The 18,461-nt window shown below is 61.8% G+C and carries 8 protein-coding genes; 6 read left to right on the top strand and 2 right to left on the bottom strand.

The window, feature by feature from the left end:
* The first annotated feature begins 15 nt into the window (after window positions 1-15).
* The 5 genes from HU731_RS21520 (at window position 16) to HU731_RS21540 (ending at window position 6,404) form a co-directional block, all read left to right on the top strand.
* Complete coding sequence (locus HU731_RS21520; protein ID WP_186608572.1) at window positions 16-2,538, top strand: CS1-pili formation C-terminal domain-containing protein; 2,523 nt, start codon at window positions 16-18, stop codon at window positions 2,536-2,538.
* 176 nt (window positions 2,539-2,714) lie between these two features.
* Window positions 2,715-3,809, top strand: a complete 1,095-nt coding sequence (locus HU731_RS21525) for a hypothetical protein (RefSeq protein WP_186608573.1) — start codon at window positions 2,715-2,717, stop codon at window positions 3,807-3,809.
* A gap of 60 nt (window positions 3,810-3,869) precedes the next feature.
* Window positions 3,870-4,628 carry a molecular chaperone gene (locus tag HU731_RS21530; protein ID WP_186608574.1) on the top strand — a complete coding sequence of 253 codons (759 nt, stop codon included), beginning with the start codon at window positions 3,870-3,872 and terminating at the stop codon, window positions 4,626-4,628.
* Window positions 4,629-4,633: 5 nt separating this feature from the next.
* Window positions 4,634-5,116, top strand: coding sequence for a CS1 type fimbrial major subunit (locus tag HU731_RS21535; protein WP_186608575.1), 483 nt, complete (start codon window positions 4,634-4,636; stop codon window positions 5,114-5,116).
* A 43-nt stretch (window positions 5,117-5,159) separates the two neighbouring features.
* The gene (locus HU731_RS21540; protein ID WP_186608576.1) at window positions 5,160-6,404 is read left to right on the top strand and encodes a hypothetical protein; all 1,245 of its coding nucleotides are present in this window, start codon (window positions 5,160-5,162) and stop codon (window positions 6,402-6,404) included.
* Between the two features lie 251 nt (window positions 6,405-6,655).
* On the opposite strand, the gene HU731_RS21545 is transcribed toward HU731_RS21540, so the two are convergent.
* Entirely contained in the window at window positions 6,656-9,742 is a 3,087-nt protein-coding gene (locus HU731_RS21545; protein WP_186608577.1) for a transglycosylase domain-containing protein, read from the bottom strand.
* A gap of 447 nt (window positions 9,743-10,189) precedes the next feature.
* Between HU731_RS21545 and HU731_RS21550 the strand changes: the two genes are divergently transcribed.
* Complete coding sequence (locus tag HU731_RS21550; protein ID WP_186608578.1) at window positions 10,190-11,608, top strand: amino acid permease; 1,419 nt, start codon at window positions 10,190-10,192, stop codon at window positions 11,606-11,608.
* A 314-nt stretch (window positions 11,609-11,922) separates the two neighbouring features.
* Here HU731_RS21550 and HU731_RS21555 read toward each other — a convergent pair whose 3' ends face one another.
* The gene (locus HU731_RS21555) at window positions 11,923-18,423 is read right to left on the bottom strand and encodes an NEL-type E3 ubiquitin ligase domain-containing protein (protein WP_186609249.1); all 6,501 of its coding nucleotides are present in this window, start codon (window positions 18,421-18,423) and stop codon (window positions 11,923-11,925) included.
* Window positions 18,424-18,461 lie beyond the last annotated feature (38 nt).

Here is an 18,461-nt window from a genome sequence, read left to right on the forward strand (position 1 = left end):
CAGAGTGTTCCGTTCATGTTTCCGATGACGCCTATCGCGGCTGCGCTTGCGCTGTTGATGTGTACGAGTGCCCTGGCCGCACCTGCTGCCTCGGGCGCTTTGACGACGGGCAGCCTGCTGAGCCAGGCCCAAGGCCTGCCGGCTGGTTTTACCGATCACTTTTTCGACGTGCCGCTGGCCGTGCGCATAGACCTTGACCAGCAGTTGCTGGGCGAGGCACTGATTGTGTTGACCCGGGATGATCGCGTCACCTTGCTTGAATTCACCGATACCGCTGACAGCAAAGTGCCGGCCGCTACCCGCGACACCTGGCAAGCGCTGTTGGAGAAAGGCGTGGCGCTGGGCACCTGTACCCAGTCCTGCCCGGAAAAAATGCTCTCGGCGTTCTACAACCTGGAAAACTCCCAGTTGGCGATCATCACCCAGAATGTCGAGCTCAATGACGATGCGCCGCGCTTCTACGCGCAACCGGAAGGCGGCAGCCTCGGGCTGATCGTCAACAACCAGCTCAACCTCAACGGTGGCCAGGACAACAAACTGGGCGGGCGCTACGGGTTGCAGGCCAGTTCCAGCGTCGGCAACTGGAGCCAGGTGTTCAACCTGCAACTGGCGCGACAGAGTGGCGATGACGAACAGGTGCGCCACGCGATCCATGAGCTGTACACCCAACGAGAAATGGAAGGGCAATTTTTCCGCCTGGGCCATTTCACCCCCAATTCCGATGGCCTGACCCGTCAACTGCGCAGCTTTGGTGCCAGCCCCGATACGGCGCTGGGCCTGATGTATGGCAGTTCCGACAGCCTGGCCATCCACAATGCCAAGCCCAGCGTGTACCCGATCTACGTCACCGCCAACCGCCAGGCGGCGGTGGAGATCTACCGCAATGGCCTGTTGATCAATACCCAAGCCGTGGCGGCCGGCCTGCAAACCCTCGATACCCGGCCATTGCCTGGCGGCATCTATGAAGTGGAAGTGCGCCTGGTAGAAGACGGCCTGACCACCAGCACCACCCAGGAACTGGTGTACAAACCCAGCAACTGGCGCAACGCCGAAGACCCGTGGCGCTACAACCTGTTTGCCGGGCGCGAGACCAAGCTGTTCAGTAACTGGGACGAACAAGCCTCAGGCGCGATGACCGCCGGCGCCTCCATCAACTACCTGCTGCACCCACGGGTGATCCTCGGCCTGTCGGCGCGCCAAGTGCGAGAACAACTGCAATACGGCGGTTCGGTGGACTGGACGGTGGCCAACAACACCAGCCTCTACACCAACCTGTATCAAACCCAGGACCACGGCACCGGCATGGACCTGCAAGCGCTCTACACCTTGGGCGCCACCAACCTGGTGTTCAGCCACAACCGCAGTTGGCTCGACACCCGCGACACCTACGAAACCCTGCCCGACGGCACCCGCCTGCGCCGCAATACCTTTGTCGGCCAAGCCAGCAATACGGCGCTGTCGGTCAACCACCGGCTCGATGCGAAAAACACCCTGAACATGCGCCTGTCCCACAGCGAAGGCAATGTCGAGGGCGCCGGTATCGACCTGGGCTGGAGCCGCCACGACAACCTGTTCGGCAGCGATGCCAACTGGCGCTTCTCGGTGTTCGACCGGCCCGGCAGCGCGGGCACCAACGATCGACGCAACCGGGGCGTGGATGTGAGCGTCAGCGTCAACTTGGGCCGCGATGGCCGGCAGATCTCCGGCAGCATCGGCACCCGCACCGCCCGCGATGGCGGGCGCGACAACAACGCCTCGGTGACTCTGCGCCAAGACCTCACCGACCACTTCCTGCAAAGCGTCTCGGCCACGGCGATCACCGACACCTATGGCGTCGGCCTGTCGGGCATGGCCAGCTTCAGTACGGACGCGGTCAGCGGTGACGGTTTTGTGCAGCGCAGTTCCTTCAACGGCGACCTCAGCGGCGGCTTGAACCTCAACAGCACCCTGGTTGCCGGGGCCGGCAAGGTATTGCTGAGCAGCCAGTACCAAGGCAACGGCGCCGGCATGATCATCGACGTGGAAACCGACCTCGACGAGATCGCCCTGCGCGCCGACGACATGGGCGGCGGCAGCACCCTGCTGAGGCCTGGGCGCAACTATGTGCCGGTCTCGGCCTACAAGAGCAGCAGCGTGGCGTTCGACTTTGAAGGCAACCACCCACCGGCGGCCAATATCCAGCCGGCACGTTCCAGCTACCACCTGAACAAGGGCGGCGTGGACTATCGCAAGGTCAGCGTGATGAAAACCGTCACCGTGCTGGGCCGATTGCTGGATGAACGCGGCGCACCCTTGCGCGGCCATCACGTGATCAACCATGCCAGCCGCGGCGTCAGCGAAGTGGACGGCTTCTTCTCCATGGAAATGAGTGCCAGCTCGCCCACCCTGCAAGTGCGCTACCAGAACCAGTTGCTGTGCCAGTTCCGTCTGGACCCGAGCAACGCACCGAGTGAAAGCGATGTGTTGATGATCGGTGATCTGCGCTGTACGCCGGATACCTTGGCCGAAGTCGCCCACGCGTCAGAGGCGGCCGGATGAATTTTTCACCCAGAACACCCTGTGTTCGCAGCGACGAGTTGATCAGCATGAGCAAGCCTGGCAACACAATGTGGCGCGCTGTCGTATTGGCCGCTTTGTTGTGTTCGTTCACCCCTTTGGGCCTTGCAGCCACGCAAGACATCACCGCTGAATTCCGACCGGATCCCAGCAATCCCATGGTGAACAGGTTCACCAACACCACCCCACAGAGCGGGGTATGCCCTGGGCATATGCCGGCACGCTGTGAGGCGTTGGGGATTTTCAGTATCCGCACCTGGGATATCAACTTTGTCGCCACCGGCCCGATAGAGGCCAACCATGCGGATCCGCGCCAAGGCCTGATGTTCAAGGTTCCCTCCGAGTGGCGCAGTTTCGAGGTGGTCTCACCCAAGGGCGACCGCAAAACCGTAGAGATGCGCATCTCGGGTATCGGCAGCCGTTTCAATACAACCAACCCTCCGGGTGTGCAGGCCTGGAGCCCATTACCTGCCAACTGGACGCATCCACCTTCCCCCTGCCAATACACCGGCATGTGGGCGGCGGCCCCCACGTTGCGGCTGTGGTTCTGGCTGGTACCGGAGGGCGCCGGTGCGTGCAATCTAGTGACGCCGTTCAATGTTCCCTCCTCCAGCTTCAGCATGCTTGAGTACACCTATGAACTGAGGACACCTAACCCCCTGGACATGGACGCTGGGCAATACAGAGGGTCGATTACTTACGGGGTCGGGCCGCACCAGGATTTCGATTTTGGTGACATTTACCGGCCAAACGATGATGTGCTGACCTTCAACTTCGACCTTCGAGTGGAACACAACCTCAAGGTGGACCTGCCACCTGGGGGCAATCGCGTCGAGCTGTTGCCCGAGGGGGGCTGGCAGGCGTGGCTCAATCGCGGGCGGCAACCCTCGCGGCTGTTTCGCGACCAGACCGTCGTCATCTCCGCCAGCACCCGCTTCAAGATGCAACTCGAATGCAGCCTGGCCATCGGCAACACCTGCGGCCTGCGCAATGAGGCCGGGGATGAGGTGCCATTGCAGGTCGGCGTGACCCTGCCTTTTGGCCTGCGCGATCAGTACGGCCAGGCCGTCGACAAGCTGCCCTTGCGCCTGGACGGCACGGGCACCGAGCTGTTCCAGCCGGGCCACTACGTCAACAACCGCCCCGCCAGCCTGCACTTTTCCGTGGAGCGCGACGACGTCAAGGAGATGCTCAAACACCCGGGCAGCACCTACAACGGCGTGGTCACCGTGATCTGGGATTCGGAAGTCTAGGCGGGCATTTACCGCATATCAGCCGTTTGGCTGGGTTCAACCAATGAGGCGTAATCAAACATGAAACATGCAGTGTTATCGGTCGGGCTGTTGCTGTTGTCGCTGACCGCCCAAGCGGGGCCGGCAATCAATGTCGGGGTGGTGTATGACTATCTGGAAGGTGATCGCAGTTCCTACCTCAAGCGTGTCTACAACGGCGGTACCAGCACCGCGTTTATCAAGGTCAATGTGCTGGAGATCATCTACAACGCCGATGGCACGTCCAGGGAAGTGCCCGTCGCCTCAATGACTGACGCCAAGGGTGCCGCCACCAACCGCGACGGCCTGATGGCCAGCCCGGCGCGGCTGATCGTGCCCGCGGGCGGGCGCCAGGGCACGCGTTTGCTGTACATGGGCCTGCGCGACAAGGAGCGGTATTTCCGCGTGCGCTTCATCCCGGTGGTGCCGGAAAAAGAAGACGACTTTGCCGTGACCGACGAAGAGCGGGCCGATTACAAAGACGCCTTGGCGGCCGGGGTCAACGTCATGGCCGGTTACGGCACAGTGTTCTTTGTACGCCCGCAGAACACCCGTTTCGATACACAGATCAGCCAGACCGACAGCCAGTACACCTTGCGCAATGCCGGCAACAGTGTGGTGGTGCTCGATGAATTCAGGGACTGTTCGGTGGCGAAAAAGTCCGACTGTGAAGCCACCACCAAGCACCACATCCTGCCCGGCCGCCAGCTGGTGTTCGAGAAAAAGCCCGAGCGTCAGTTCAGTTTCCAACTGATCGAAGGCCGTGACAAAAAACCGATGACGGTCAACAGCAACGGGTGATGACAATGTTCAAGCAACTGACAGCACTGGCGGTACTGATCACCCCTGTGATCCTGGGCGAGCCGGCGCAGGCGTTCCAGGAACGCCACAGCTTCGATGTGTCGGTGACCATCCCGATCGAGGAGGCCTATGTGCTGCCCTCCGAGCCGGACTGGATGGGGCATGACCAAGTGCTGGCGTGGGACCTGGCAACGGCGCGGCTTGGCCGCCTGCGCAAGAACTTCGACGTCAAAAATATCAATGGCGGCGTGACTGCACGCTTGGGCGACACGCCTTATTTGCTGAGCGGGCGCAACCGTATCGACTTGCAGGTGCTGTTCAATCGGGTGCCGTTGACGTTGGACCCGACGCAGGTACTCAGCGCCGAGGAGGCCCGCCCGGGCCGGCGCGCCGAACTGGAGATCTCAGCCATCGAGCCGCAGGACGGTTACCGGGGGGGTGAGTATTACGGCACGGTGCACTTGGTGTTCGACTTTCCGGCGCCTTGAGCCTGGCGCGTGAAAACCAATGGGTCGCTGAATCGGAGTCTCTATGCAGTTAGTTACCGCAATCAAAAAGTGGCTGGGGCCTTGCGCACTGGCAATGGGCCTGGGCTGGGCGAGCCTGCCTGTGCAGGCGTGGGAGCAAAATATCACGGCGGTGTTTCGTCCTGACCCCACCAACCCGATGGTCAACAAATTCCAGAACACGACCCCGCACAGTGGCATCTGCGCCTGGCACGTGCCGGCGCTGTGTGAGTCGTTCAACACCTTTAGCATTCGTAACGACTCAATGCGCTTTAACTCGATAGCACCTATTGAGGCGTTTCATGAAGACCCACGCAAAGGCGCGTATTTCAAGGTGCCCTCATCGTGGCGCGATGTTCAGGTGACCCATGTCGCCACGGGAGCGGTTGAAACGGTACAGATGCGTATCGCCGGTATCGGCGGCAGATGGGACGTGGGCGGCGGCGTCGGCGTGTCTGCGTGGAACGCACCTGGAAGGCCGTGGGACCATCCCTGGCGGTACGGCGTGGATTCTTGTCGAGGCGTTAACTACATCGCGGCATCCACCACTTACTTGCTGTACTTCTGGATAGTCCCGGAAAACGGAGGAGCCTGCAGTGTGATCCCCAGTACGACTATTCCGCGGATGTCGTATCAACCCGTGGAGTATGGCTACGAGCTCAAGACCCCGAACCCGCTGGGCATGGCCAGTGGTGAATATCGCGGCTCGCTCACCTACAGCATCGGGCCGGGCGCGGATTTTGACTTCGGTGACGTGATGATACCGACTGACAATGTGTTGACCTTCAACTTCGACCTTCGCGTCGATCACATCCTCAAGGTTGAACTGCCTCCAGGAGGTAACCGCGTCGAGCTGTTGCCTGAAGGTGGCTGGCAAGCCTGGCTCAATCGTGGCCGCCAACCGTCGCGCCTGTTTCGTGACCAGACCTTCCGCATCTATTCCAGCGGGCACTTCAAGATGCAGCTTGAGTGCAGCCTGGTCATCGGTAACACCTGCGGCCTGCGTAATGGAGGCGGGGACGAGGTGCCACTGCAGGTCAGCGTGACTCTGCCCTTCGGTCTACAAGACCAATATGGCCAAGCCGTGAACAAGCTGCCCTTGCGCCTGGACGGCAGCGGCAGCGAGCTGTTCCAATCCGGCCATTACGTCAACAACCGCCCCGGCAGCCTGCACTTTGCCGTAGAGCGAGATGACGTGAAGGAAATGCTCAAACAACCCGGCAGTACCTACACGGGGGTGGTGACGGTGATCTGGGATTCGGAGGTTTAGGTTTCAAATATTGCGGTGGCTGATCCATCGCTTTCGCGGGCAAGCCCGCTCCCACATTGGCCCTCCTGTAGGAGCGAGCTTGCTCGCGAAAAACGTCAACGATAACGCGTGCTTGCTGAATGAACGCGGCGCCTTTGAGTTTTTCGCGAGCAAGCTCGCTCCTACAAAAAAGCCTTAACTGACTGGCATTAGGGCTTGCTCGCGAAAGCGGTCGTGCGGCCAATCACTTACCCGACTGACGCACAAGCCAATCACGAGCCTCGACACATCATCCCTCCCGACCCTTGCAAATAAGGCATCAACATCGGCGCCATGCCTTTGAGCACTTGCACCGGCAACGCCGAGGTGAACTTGAAACCTTGCGCCGAACTGCCAGGCACAAAAGCGGTGAGCGTGCCGAAGTGATGGTCACCCATAAAAAATACAAACGTGGCGGTGCGGTTGATCGACTTGGAACTGATCAAGCGCCCGCCCGCGCCCATTGCCTGGATGCGGTTATCGCCCGTGCCGGTCTTGCCGCCCATGGCCATTGGCGTGCCGTCGGCCTGGGTGAAACTGCCCGACACGCGTTTGGCCGTACCCGCGTCCACCACCTGCGACAACGCCCCGCGCAAGGCACTGGCGACTTCGGACGGCATCACCCGTTTGCCGGGGTCGGGCGTGTTGACCACACGGGTGTCATACGGGGTGCCGGCGGCAAAGTGCAGGCTGTCGATGCGCAGCACTTTGCCGCGCACCCCGTCGTTGAGGATGATGCCCATCAGTTCCGCGAGCGCGGCGGGGCGGTCTCCCGAACTGCCGATGGCGGTGGCCAGCGACGGCACCAGGTGATCGAACGGATACCCCACCGCTTGCCAGCGCTGATGGATATCCAGGAATGCTTCGACTTCGAGCATGGTGCGGATACGGCTGTCGCGCGCGCCTTGATGACGGCTCTTGAACAGCCAGCTGTACACCTCCTGGCGCTCGAACTGGCTGGCCTTGACCACTTCGCTGAAGGTGGCCTGCGGGTGGTTGAGCAGGTAACCGAGCAACCACAAGTCCAGGGGGTGGACCTTGGCGATATAGCCTTGGTCGGGCAGGTCGTAGGTGCCGGGGCCGTAGTCCTTGTACAGGCGTTGCAGGCGCTCGTCGCTGAGGGCTGCGGTGGTTTTCACGCCGGTCAAATGGGAGCGCACGAAGCGGTTGAAAGTGTCCTGGTTCGCTTCGGGAAACAGGTAGCGATGTACCGCCGCCAAGCGAATCGCGGTGGGATGAAGGCTGTCGAGGAAGGTTTTCAGGCGCGCCTGGGTGTCTTTTTTCTGGTACTTCTTCCAGAACTTGAGCAGGAAGGTGGTGCCTTCGCGGTCGGCGAATCGAGCCAGGTATTCCTGGCGGCGTGGGTCGCCGTCATCCTTGAGCAATTGCGCACTGTTGTTGGCGCCCGCGTAGGTGACGTACCGCGTCAGGTCACGCATGAGGCGAATGAACGGCAGGTTGATCGACTCGCGCAGCGCGTCCCGCAATGTGGGGCTGCGGCCGTTGTCTTCGTTGCGAAAGTTATGAAAGTAATGCATCCCGCCACCCGTGAAAAACCCTTCGTTGGGGCTGGCTGAATAGGTGCGGTCCAAGGCCGCCTCAAGCATGGCTGCCAGGGATTTATCCGGGGCCTGCAGCAAGTAATCGATGGCCCATCGACTGAGCCGGTCCTGCTCGGCGATGTCGGCTTTTTTCAACGCCGCCGGGGTTTGTGTGGCGTAGCGATCATGCAGCTCGCTGATGATTTGCAAGTAAGTGGTGAGCACCCGCAACTTGGCGGTGGAGCCCAGTTCCAGCTTGCTGCCTTCGTTGATATCGAAGGGCTGGTCGGTGTTGTCGGTTTGCACCCGCACCCGTGAGCCGTCGGCGGTGCGTTCGAACAAGGTAAAGCTGTAGCGCACTTGCGGCGTGCTGGCGGGCGTCAGCAGGCGTTCGCCGAGCAGGCCGATCTTGCCCGCGAATGCCGGGTCGGCCAGTTGCTTGAGGTAAGCGGTGACCTGGGTTTGCAGCTCGGCCTGCAAGGTGCTGGTGGCCGCGAGGTCAAGGCGGTCGAGGTCGTACAGCGGCCGGTTGAGCAGGGCCGCCAGGCGGCTGCGGGCCACGCTCACGCCCTTGTTGCTGTCGATCGGTTGCAGTGTGGGCTGTTGCAGCCAGTCGCGATAAGTAACCCGCGCGGCGAGTGCGGCCTTGAGCAGGGGCGGGTCGATCACCGCGTTCTGCGCCAGCAGCCGCAGGTGGCTGTCGGTGAGTTGCTTGAGTTCGTCGCGACCGTTGGCCAGGTAATGGGACGGGCGGCGCTGGGCGATCATCAACGACAACACCTCACGCAATGCCAAGCCCCGCGCCGCCAGGCTGGCCGGTGTGGTGGCGGTATCCTGCAGAGCACGGTTGACCTGGGCGAAATCGGCGCCGTACCACACCCGCAACCCTTCGGCCATGCCATGCACTTCGCCATGGCCCGGCACGGCCGACAGGGGCACGCTGTTGAGGTAGTCGCGCACTATGTTGCGCCGCGCCGCAAGCGTATCGGGGCCATGCTGGTAAGCGCGCACGCTGGCGGAGAGCATCTGGCGGATTTTCTCGCTGCCCGACAGGGTCAGGCCGTCGGGCGAGTGGCGGTACTTTTCCAGCTGGGTGGCCAGGGTGCTGCCGCCCGCCGACTGCCCCGGCAAGTGCAACTGGCGCGCCACTTGAGACCACGCCGCCTTGGCAAAGCGTGGCCAGTCCACGGCGGGGTTGGCTTGCGCAGGGTCGGGATCAAGCAGTGCCCGGTTTTCGATAAACAGCAGGCTGTGGATCATCAGCGGCGGAATGTCATCGAAACGCGCGTACAGCTGGGTCGGGTAGTTGAATTGATACAGCGGCGCCGCGCGGCAATCGGTGATAGTCAAGCCGGCCTGGATCTTCTCGGCGTAGGGTATAAACAAGCCGTGACGGCTGTAGTTCATCAGCGCCTCGGAAAAGCGCGCCTGGGACTCGATCATGTAATTGCGCTTGAGCAAGCGCGGCAGAAACTCGCCCAGTGCGCTGTAGCCCAGGCGCTGATCGAAGGGGCCCGCGCCTGGGTACACCATTGCATCGCTGGCGCCTGGGGCCACCCGGTAGGTCAGCTTCGCCGCCCATTCGCTGAATACGCGGGCCTGCCAGCGTGAGGTCTGCACCTCCCGGTGCACGGCGAAAGCCAGGGCGATCAAGGCCATCAACACAATCAGCCAACCCACGCGACGCCAGGGTCTGTTTTTTTTCGGCAAAGGCGCTGGTGACGGGCTGTCGGGGTCGAGGTCAGCCTGGGTGGCATCGGTGTGCTGCAGAGCGCCCATAGTCGATTGATCCATTCTTACAGATTGATCGGACTTGTCTGAAGCGTAGACGCAGATTGCCTGTGCCATGAGATTTGTCGGCCAAAGGCGCTTCTGTGGGGGCGGGCTCGTTGCTGCGGTTAATGACACCTGCGCTCGGTGAGCCCCATGTTTTGGAAGTTATGCAATACTCTGCGCCGTTTTGCCCTGGCAGGGCCGGTCTAGACAGCGGGAAGCCGATCCGTCGAAGCCGGTTTTTCCGGGGCTTATCGCCAAATTTTGCCGTTTATTGAGTGAAAAGCCCTATCGGTAGCTTTTTATACTGCACGCCCCGCTGTCCTGGCCGCGCACTTGCGCCAGGCGGGTTTGCCCACGAGGCAGGCCCGGTCCGGCCGGTGTATGAGCCCACCGGCTGATACGCCTGAGACTCGGTGGCTAAATCCAATAACAAAATGAGGTTGTATCCCTATGCCTGTTGGCAAACCACTGCCCCCTGGCGAGACCGCTCAAGGCGGCCCGCTCAAACGTGAACTGGGCGAGCGCCACATTCGCTTGATGGCCCTGGGCGCCTGTATCGGTGTCGGCCTGTTTCTCGGCTCGGCCAAGGCAATCGAAATGGCCGGCCCGGCCATCATGCTCTCGTACATCATTGGCGGCCTGGCGATCCTGGTGATCATGCGCGCCCTCGGCGAAATGGCGGTGCACAACCCCGTAGCCGGTTCGTTCAGTCGTTATGCCCAGGACTACCTTGGCCCCTTGGCTGGCTTTCTCACCGGTTGGAACTACTGGTTCCTGTGGCTGGTGACCTGCGTCGCGGAAATCACCGCCGTGGCGGTGTACATGGGCGTGTGGTTCCCCGACACGCCGCGCTGGATCTGGGCCCTGGCGGCGCTGATCAGCATGGGCACCATCAACCTTATCGCGGTCAAGGCGTTCGGTGAGTTCGAGTTCTGGTTCGCGTTGATCAAGATCGTCACCATCATTGCGATGGTGATCGGCGGCGTGGGCATCATCGCCTTCGGCTTTGGCAATGACGGCGTGGCACTGGGCATTTCAAACCTGTGGACCCACGGCGGCTTCATGCCCAACGGCGTGCAGGGCGTGTTGATGTCGTTGCAGATGGTGATGTTCGCCTACCTGGGCGTGGAGATGATCGGCCTCACTGCCGGTGAAGCGCGCAACCCGCAGAAGACCATTCCCAGCGCCATCGGCTCGGTGTTCTGGCGCATCCTGCTGTTCTATGTGGGGGCGTTGTTCGTGATCCTGTCGATCTACCCGTGGAATGAAATCGGCACCCAGGGCAGCCCGTTCGTGATGACCTTCGAGCGCTTGGGTATCAAGACCGCTGCGGGCATTATCAATTTCGTGGTGATCACCGCCGCGTTGTCGTCCTGCAACGGCGGCATCTTCAGCACCGGGCGCATGCTCTACAGCCTGGCGCAGAACGGCCAGGCACCGGCGACGTTCGGCACCACCTCCAGTAACGGCGTGCCACGCAAGGCGTTGCTGTTGTCGATCTTTGCCTTGTTGCTGGGCGTACTGCTCAACTACCTGGTGCCAGACCAGGTGTTCGTGTGGGTGACCTCCATCGCTACTTTCGGCGCGATCTGGACCTGGCTGATGATCCTGCTGGCCCAGCTCAAATTCCGCAAAAGCCTGAGCCCGGCCGAGCAAGCGGGCCTCAAGTACCGTATGTGGCTGTACCCGGTCAGCTCCTACCTGGCATTGGCGTTCCTGGTGCTGGTGGTGGGCCTGATGGCGTACTTCCCGGAGACCCGTGTGGCGCTGTATGTAGGGCCTGCGTTCCTGGTGCTGTTGACCGTGTTGTACTACGTATTCAAGTTGCAGCCCGCCGTTACCAACAGCAGCGCGACCCGCTCCGTCTAAATGTAGGAGCGAGCTTGCTCGCGAAGAACTCACAGGCGCCGCGTTTATTCTGGATGGGCGCGTTATCGTTGACGTTTTTCGCGAGCAAGCTCGCTCCTACAGGGGGGTTGGTGTTGGGTGCTGATTCCGTGGGCAATACCCAACTGCGATAGCGGTGGCTCAGTTAAAGCTTCAGTGACAGACACACCGCATTTTTTGTAGGAGCGAGCTTGCTCGCGAAGAACTCACAGGCACCGCGTTTATTCTGGATGGGCGCGTTATCGTTGACGTTTTTCGCGAGCAAGCTCGCTCCTACAGCGGGCGGTGTCTGGCCTTCAGGAGGTTGTTTTTGTGGCCTGCACCGCCAGGGTCAATTGGCGTACCAGCAGCGCCAACTCGTCTTTTTCTTCATCGATTATGGCCTGGCGGCGCTCCAGATAAAGGTCTGAGCGCCGGTCCGATTCTTCCCGGTTCAGCCGCTCGATCTTATGGCGAGTGGTGGCGCTGATCGCCGCAAAGGGCTCGGGTAAATGGCGGGCTATGAACTCGATCCAGAACGGTTCGGTCATCAACACGTTGATTGCCGCGTCGCTGGCCTTGAACCTTTGCAGCCTTTGACGGGCGCTGCGTACGTCCTGTGGTTTGATCCAGCGTTCTGCTGAATACAGCATTTCTTCATGCCCGATCGGCAGGTTGAACTCTTCAGCCAGGGCGATGCGAAGGTGCAGTTTGATTTCCACATCGTCCGGGTTTTTTCTAGCAGCCTGCAGCGCGAGGATGTGCTCATCAGCGAACTGATCCAGCTCACGCAGGAAAAACACACGGATGGACAAGTCCATCAGGTCTCTGCTGGCCTGCAGGGTGGCGGGCTGCACCTTGGCGATATGGCGCTGGTGGGTGATTTCCATGTCGATGAAAATCAGCAACGCACCATCGCCGCAGGTGCCGGCCAGGTAGGTGGTGAGAAAGATCTCATTGCGTAACTCGGTGGAATTGCCCATCGCCTCCAGCAGCTTCCAGACTCTTGCCGTCAGGGCACGGCGCGCGGTTGCCTGAGTGTAGGCATAGGCCTGGGTCAAATCCCGCAGCACGCGAAACGCATCATCCGGGCTGGGTTCTTCGATGGACAACAGTTGGTCCCACAGAAGGCGGCGTTGGGCGTGTTGTTCGGCGGGTACGCCGCTCAGCCAATTGGCAAAGTCGGCCTCGCGGGGCGGTTGGTGGGCGATGCCTGGCAGCGGGCCGCCGAGGGCGGTTGCTGTGCGGTTTGCATGTGCTCTGATCCGGGCCAGGGTGTCGGCGTCCAGTGGGTTGTCATGTAACTGCAGATCAAGGTGTACCTGAGCGATGCGTCCGGGCTGGAACAGCGTGTGCGGCAAGGTGGTCAGGCGGTTTTCCTGGAGCAGCAGGCGGCTCAGCACTGGCCTGTCGTCGGCGCCCAATGGCCACTGATCAATCTGGGTGTTGCGCAGGTTCAGTATTCGCAAGTTGTCCATCGCGCTGACATCCGGTGCCAGGCGCAGTGGGTTGTCGTTCAGGTTCAACTCACTCAGCGAGGTCATTTGCGCCAGGCGTTGGCGGGCATCTGCGTCCAGGGTGATGCGGTTGCCGCCCAGGTTCAGCACTTCCAGGTGCTGCATCTGGGTAATTTGCGTCGGTAGTTCGTCGAGCTGGCAGTCGATGTCCAGTTGTCGCAGGTTGGAGAAGCGGCTGAGGAATGCGTGACCGGTCGCCGGGAATGCGTTCCCTGAGAGGCTCAGATATTCGATATGTTCAAAGCCCCTGGTGCCGAGGATGAAGTCGGCATCGGGCAGGTTGTTGTTCTCGAGCTGCAAGTGCAAGAAATGACGCTCAAAGAAATCGTACCGATGCGCTCGCGAAGTTTCGCGGCGCCAGGCTTGGCGAATGTGCTGGGCCAGGTAGCGTCGCCGTCCCAGGTTGAGCCCCATGGGGTCGGTGGCCGGGTCGTCGATGGGTTGCGGGGTTTCGGCCCATTGGGTCAGGCCGTGATCCAGCGTGGCGTATTCGGCTTCGCGGCGCTCCAGTTCCAGCAGGGTGGCGGGTGCTGACAGGTCCAGTGAGTCGATCAGTTGCTCGGCCTGCTCCACGCTGAAGCTGGGGTAGAGTTTTTGTACCTTGCGCACCAGGTCTGCGGTCCTTGGGCCACGGAACGGCCAGAGGTTTTGCAGCGAAAGTGGATAGGCCACAAATGAGCTGTCTACCTTCATCGGCGGCTGCAACCATGGCGGTATCGCGGGCAGGTCGAGCAACCGTTTGACTGCCACGCGTTGGTTCAGCGCCAGGTCTGCAACCCGTGATTGCAGAGTGGCCAGGTCGAACCGGTCGGCCATGCCCAACGCGGTGCATTCGCTGGGCGACAGCAGCAGGGCAATGGCGCTCAGCAGATCGCAGGTGCTGTCGGCCGGGTCGTTGAGCGTGCGGCCTTGCCTATCCCATGCGCGGTAACGACCCGCGACCCGGATAAGCGTGCGGCGGTCGCTGCCATTGAGGTGCCCGCCGCTTTCCAGCAGGCGGCCAATGTCGGTGTCCTCGTGGATGTCCACGCGCAACTCGCCAGGCCAACCGCTGAGTGACTTGAGCATATGCAGGGTAATGGTGTCGCTGTCGGGGTTCATCAGCGTGGTCAGGTACAAGCCTTCATAGGCGCGGTTCAAACGCAGGTCGTGGGCGGTCAGGTGCGCCTGTTCGGCCAGGCGCAGGCCTACCTGGTTTTTATCCAGCAGTTGGCGTTGCTCCTTGGCCGTGGCCTGGCCCAGGATCGCCCGCACAGCGCTGACCGGCAGTTGTGGGTGATGCTGTTTCAGGCGGGTTTCCAGCAGCGTGCCGGGTTGCTCGCTTTGCGCGTAGAACTGCTCGAACAGTTGGGCTCTTTCGCGGTAGGCGTATTCGGCGATGCGTTTGGCCAGCTTGAACTGGCGCTCTTCGACGGTAGCAGGCAGCTCGCCCAACAGCGCTTGAACCAAGGTGTCGTTGAGCGCCGCATCGTAAAGCGGCGTGGCGCCACGCGCATTGCCCTGGGATACGCGAATGATCTGTACAGGTGCCTTGACCTTGGCGGGGTACTGGATCAGCACCTGATTGTGTTTATCCACCACTTGCAGTGCATGACTGTCGGGCCAGCCGGGCAGCAAGCTCAACAGCATCAACTGCAGGGTGGGCCGCGCGTTGTGGCGCGCCGATGCAGTGCTCATCGCCTGGATAAAATGCAGTATCTGCCGCTCGATACCTACGCGCTTGGTGGTGTCCTCCAGCAGCGGTGGCGGGGGCAGGCCGGCACTGTGTACCTCGCGCAGGGCCCGGGCCGGTGTGTCGGTAATGGCGAGGATGCGCGCCGAGGTGGGCTGGTCGACATGGGCGTTTTCCGGCCCCAGGCGGTACAGCAAGCGGTGGTCATCCCAGCTCATCGGGTCTTCACTCGCCAAGCGCCAGGCGCCGTGCCGGTTGTGTTCGAGCAATGGCGTATCGACCCCCACTTTCTGCGGGTGCTTGAGTCGCCATTTGAGCAACTGCTCGTCAAACGTAATCGGATACAGCGAGCCGTACAGGCTGATCAGTTGTTGGTCCTGCCACGTGTAGATGCCCTCGGCATTGGCCGGGTGTTCGGCGGGCAATACCAGAGGTTGTTCGTATTGGCCCAGGGAGCCATTGAGCAGGCTGACATAACCCTCGGGGCTGCGTTGCGCGCTCATCAGATCCCCCAGGGTTTTGCGCAGGCCCTTTGCGTCGGTGTCGGCGCTCATGCCCAGGCGGGTGCGTTCGTGAGGTTGCAGCACCGAACCGATCGCCAGGTAGAAACTGTCGATGGCCGGAACTACCGGAATGGGGCCGGCATTGCGCATGTCGTACGCCTCGTAGCGGCCTTCGCCGTAATGCAGCAGTTCCACGGTGGTGTCGTCCGGCCCGGTGGGCACATAGCGATTGGTCGGCGCGCCGTTGGCCATTTCGGTGACCACGAAGTGGCGGTTGAACAACTTGCGCAGCAGGCTTGAGGCAAATTCCCTGGCCCATTGATCGTTGTCGGGGTTGAACGGGCGTGGGTGATACAGGCCGTCGATGGCGGCGTCGATGCGCAAGGCGGTGCGGTGTTGTTCCAGCAGTTGCCGGGTCGCGGTGGGCAGGCTGGCGTCGTGCAGGAAACGTGTCTGTTGCGATGGGCTGAGCGGTTGTTGCTCGAGCAGTTGCGCAAGGTTGGCCGGGGTGAGTGGTGGGTACAGCTCATGGAGTTTGTGCAGCAGTGGCGTGATGGCCACCAACGGCTGCGCCACCTTGATGGGCACCAAGTCGCGGGCCGCATGGGCCTGCGGCACTTCATGCCTGGCGTAACCGGCGTAACGGGTGAGGGCCTGGAACAGGTCCAGGCGCCGGGTCTGGGCCAAGGCGCTGATTTGCACGCGCAGGCGCGCAATGCGCTGGGCCTCGGTCAAATGCGGGCTGCCGGCTTTGCCCAGTACGGAGCCTGGCGGTTGCTGGCGCAGTATCAGTGCGAAGAGTTGCTCATCGACGCCAGGGCGCTCGTCGAGCCCGGTGTAGGTTCCGTCGTCACGGCGCTTGAGGCTGATGAGCGTGCTGGCCGCAGCACTCTGTTCAAGGGCGCCATAGGTTTCGCTGACGGCGCCGTCGGCGGTGTGCACATTGATCAAGGCACTCGCCGGCCATTCCGGCAATTGGGTCAGCAGGCACAACACCGCACCGTCGGCGTGGGGCGGCATGTGGCCTCGGCGATGGAACTGCGTGATGAGCTGCTCGATCACCCGGTCGGCTTGCAACCGGCGTACCCCTTCGACGAGGTTGACCGGCGTGGGTTGGCCCTGCCAGATGGCGTCCAGGGTACTGCGGGTGGTGGCTGTGCTGCGCAGCAAAGTCTCCATGGCTTGAGCGGGCACGGCGGTCGAGCCGTTGGGCAACATGCGTTCGGCCAACTGCACGTTGCTCAGGGTGTGCGCGTTTTTAAGGTCCAGCGTCCAGGCTTGCACGTGCGGGTCGTACACAATGGGCGGCGCGAAGCCGCCGCGATGATCGTTCTTGAGTACGAAGCGCATCAGGCTGGTGTCATAGCCGACCTCTACCACATGCTTTTGCTCAACATGCTGCAGCCAGGCGTAATGTTTCTCCCGCAGCGAATAGATGCCCTGGGCGTTGGCGACCTGCCCGTCGAGCAGGTGTTGATCGAGGATTGCATAGGGGCTGATATCCGGTTTCCACAAGGTGTGGGTGCCATCGCTGTGTGTCACTTTGCGTGGGTTGCCCAGTTGCTCTAACAGCCTGTTCATGCGCCTGCGATGCACGCTGCCAGCGGTGGAAATCAGCAGGCCGCTGACCGCCAGGTCGGCCACATCCCCCATGGCCGCGGCAAAATTGGCGGCCTCGCCCTTGAGGGCTTCGTTCACGCCCTGGAGGACGCTGTGGCCCAGGCTGCCGAACACCGCGACCTGCATGATCCGGTTCAGGCCGGTCACCCCTCCTGGCACGGGGGTGAGCAGCAGCTCCAACACCTCGGCGGCAATGGCTGCGGCGCCGTCGACGACAGCTTGCACGTCACGGTCGGTACGGCGGTTGGCCAGCGTCGCCAGGTTGGCCTGGAATTGCTGAACCAGCGACCCGGTCAAGGTCTCGACCAGGGACGCGGGTCGTGAGGGCCTGGGCAATGCGCTAAAGCGCAGGTCGGCCACGGTGCTTTCGGGGAACAGGTAGTGAAGGCTGTCGTACAGGAAACTGGCGGCGGCAGACAAGCCAGGCGGGCGCTGTTCCTCGTGGAGCAGGCGCTTGAATTCGTTGAGTTCAACCAGCGGTAGCTGGCGGGCAAACCATCCCAGGTCGTGCTTGCGATGACTGTCTTTGAGTTGCGCCACAAATTGCGCGTTGGCACTGCTCGCATCCGGGTGATAACGCAGGGCGCCGCCGGGTCGGAAGGGGAAATAGGAAATGACTCCGCGGCTGGCCACCGGGATCAGCAACAGGGGCAGCGGTACGGCGGTGGCGGGCGGTGCCAGGGTCACCTCGGGAAATACGCCTGAGGGTTTACTCATCGCCAATCGGTCGATGGCAGGGAGCGGCTCATCGCTGTCTATAACTTGGGTCAGCGTCTGGTAAAGGGTGAGGGTCAGGCCGCTGGCACTGCGGTTTCGATACGCTTCAAGCGCTTCGAAACGCAGGCAGGCGCGTGCGCTGGTGCGCAGCAAGGTGTACAGGCTGCCACCGCTGCCCAGTTGCGCGGTAAGCACGCCTTGCAGTTCACCCCCCAGGTCCAGTTCACGGGTGATCTGGATGAAGGCTTCGACGGTCAGGCTTGGGTCTTCGTTGCCGGAAAGATAGGTGGCATCGACGAAGGTCTGGCCGGATGCCTGGGGCGTCTGGGTGGTGTGGCTGAAGTTCAGGCAGGCCGCTTCCCACAGGGACATCGTCGACAGGTGTGGGCGGTACTTCCATTCGTCGTAGGCGCGGCGAAAGCGCCCCTGGCGTTGGTCGTTGACGTCACTGCTGCGGGGCTCCCACGGCAGCGGCGGGGTGACCGGCTCCAGGTAGCGGGTGTGCAGCAAGACTTTTTCCGGGTCTTGGCCACCGATTTTTTCGCGCAGGCGCACCAGGCCCTGGGTCTTGAAGGTGCTGATCAACGCGGCGTTTGCGTGCTCCACCGCCGTCAAGGCGGCGTGTGCCTCGCGTTGCAGTTTTACGTAGGTTTGCTGTTGGTCGGGTGTGAGGCTGGCCAGGCTTTGGGTAACGGTCTGGCTGATCATCTCCAGGGCTTGTTGTCGGTTCCAGGACTCGCTGTCTTGCAGGTTGCCGGATAAGCCGTTGAGGCGTAACTGAGTGGGCATGGCGCCATTTCCTTTGACTGTAGGGTGCAAAGGCAAAT

This window comes from Pseudomonas salmasensis (genome assembly GCF_014268375.2).
GTDB lineage: Bacteria > Pseudomonadota > Gammaproteobacteria > Pseudomonadales > Pseudomonadaceae > Aquipseudomonas > Aquipseudomonas salmasensis.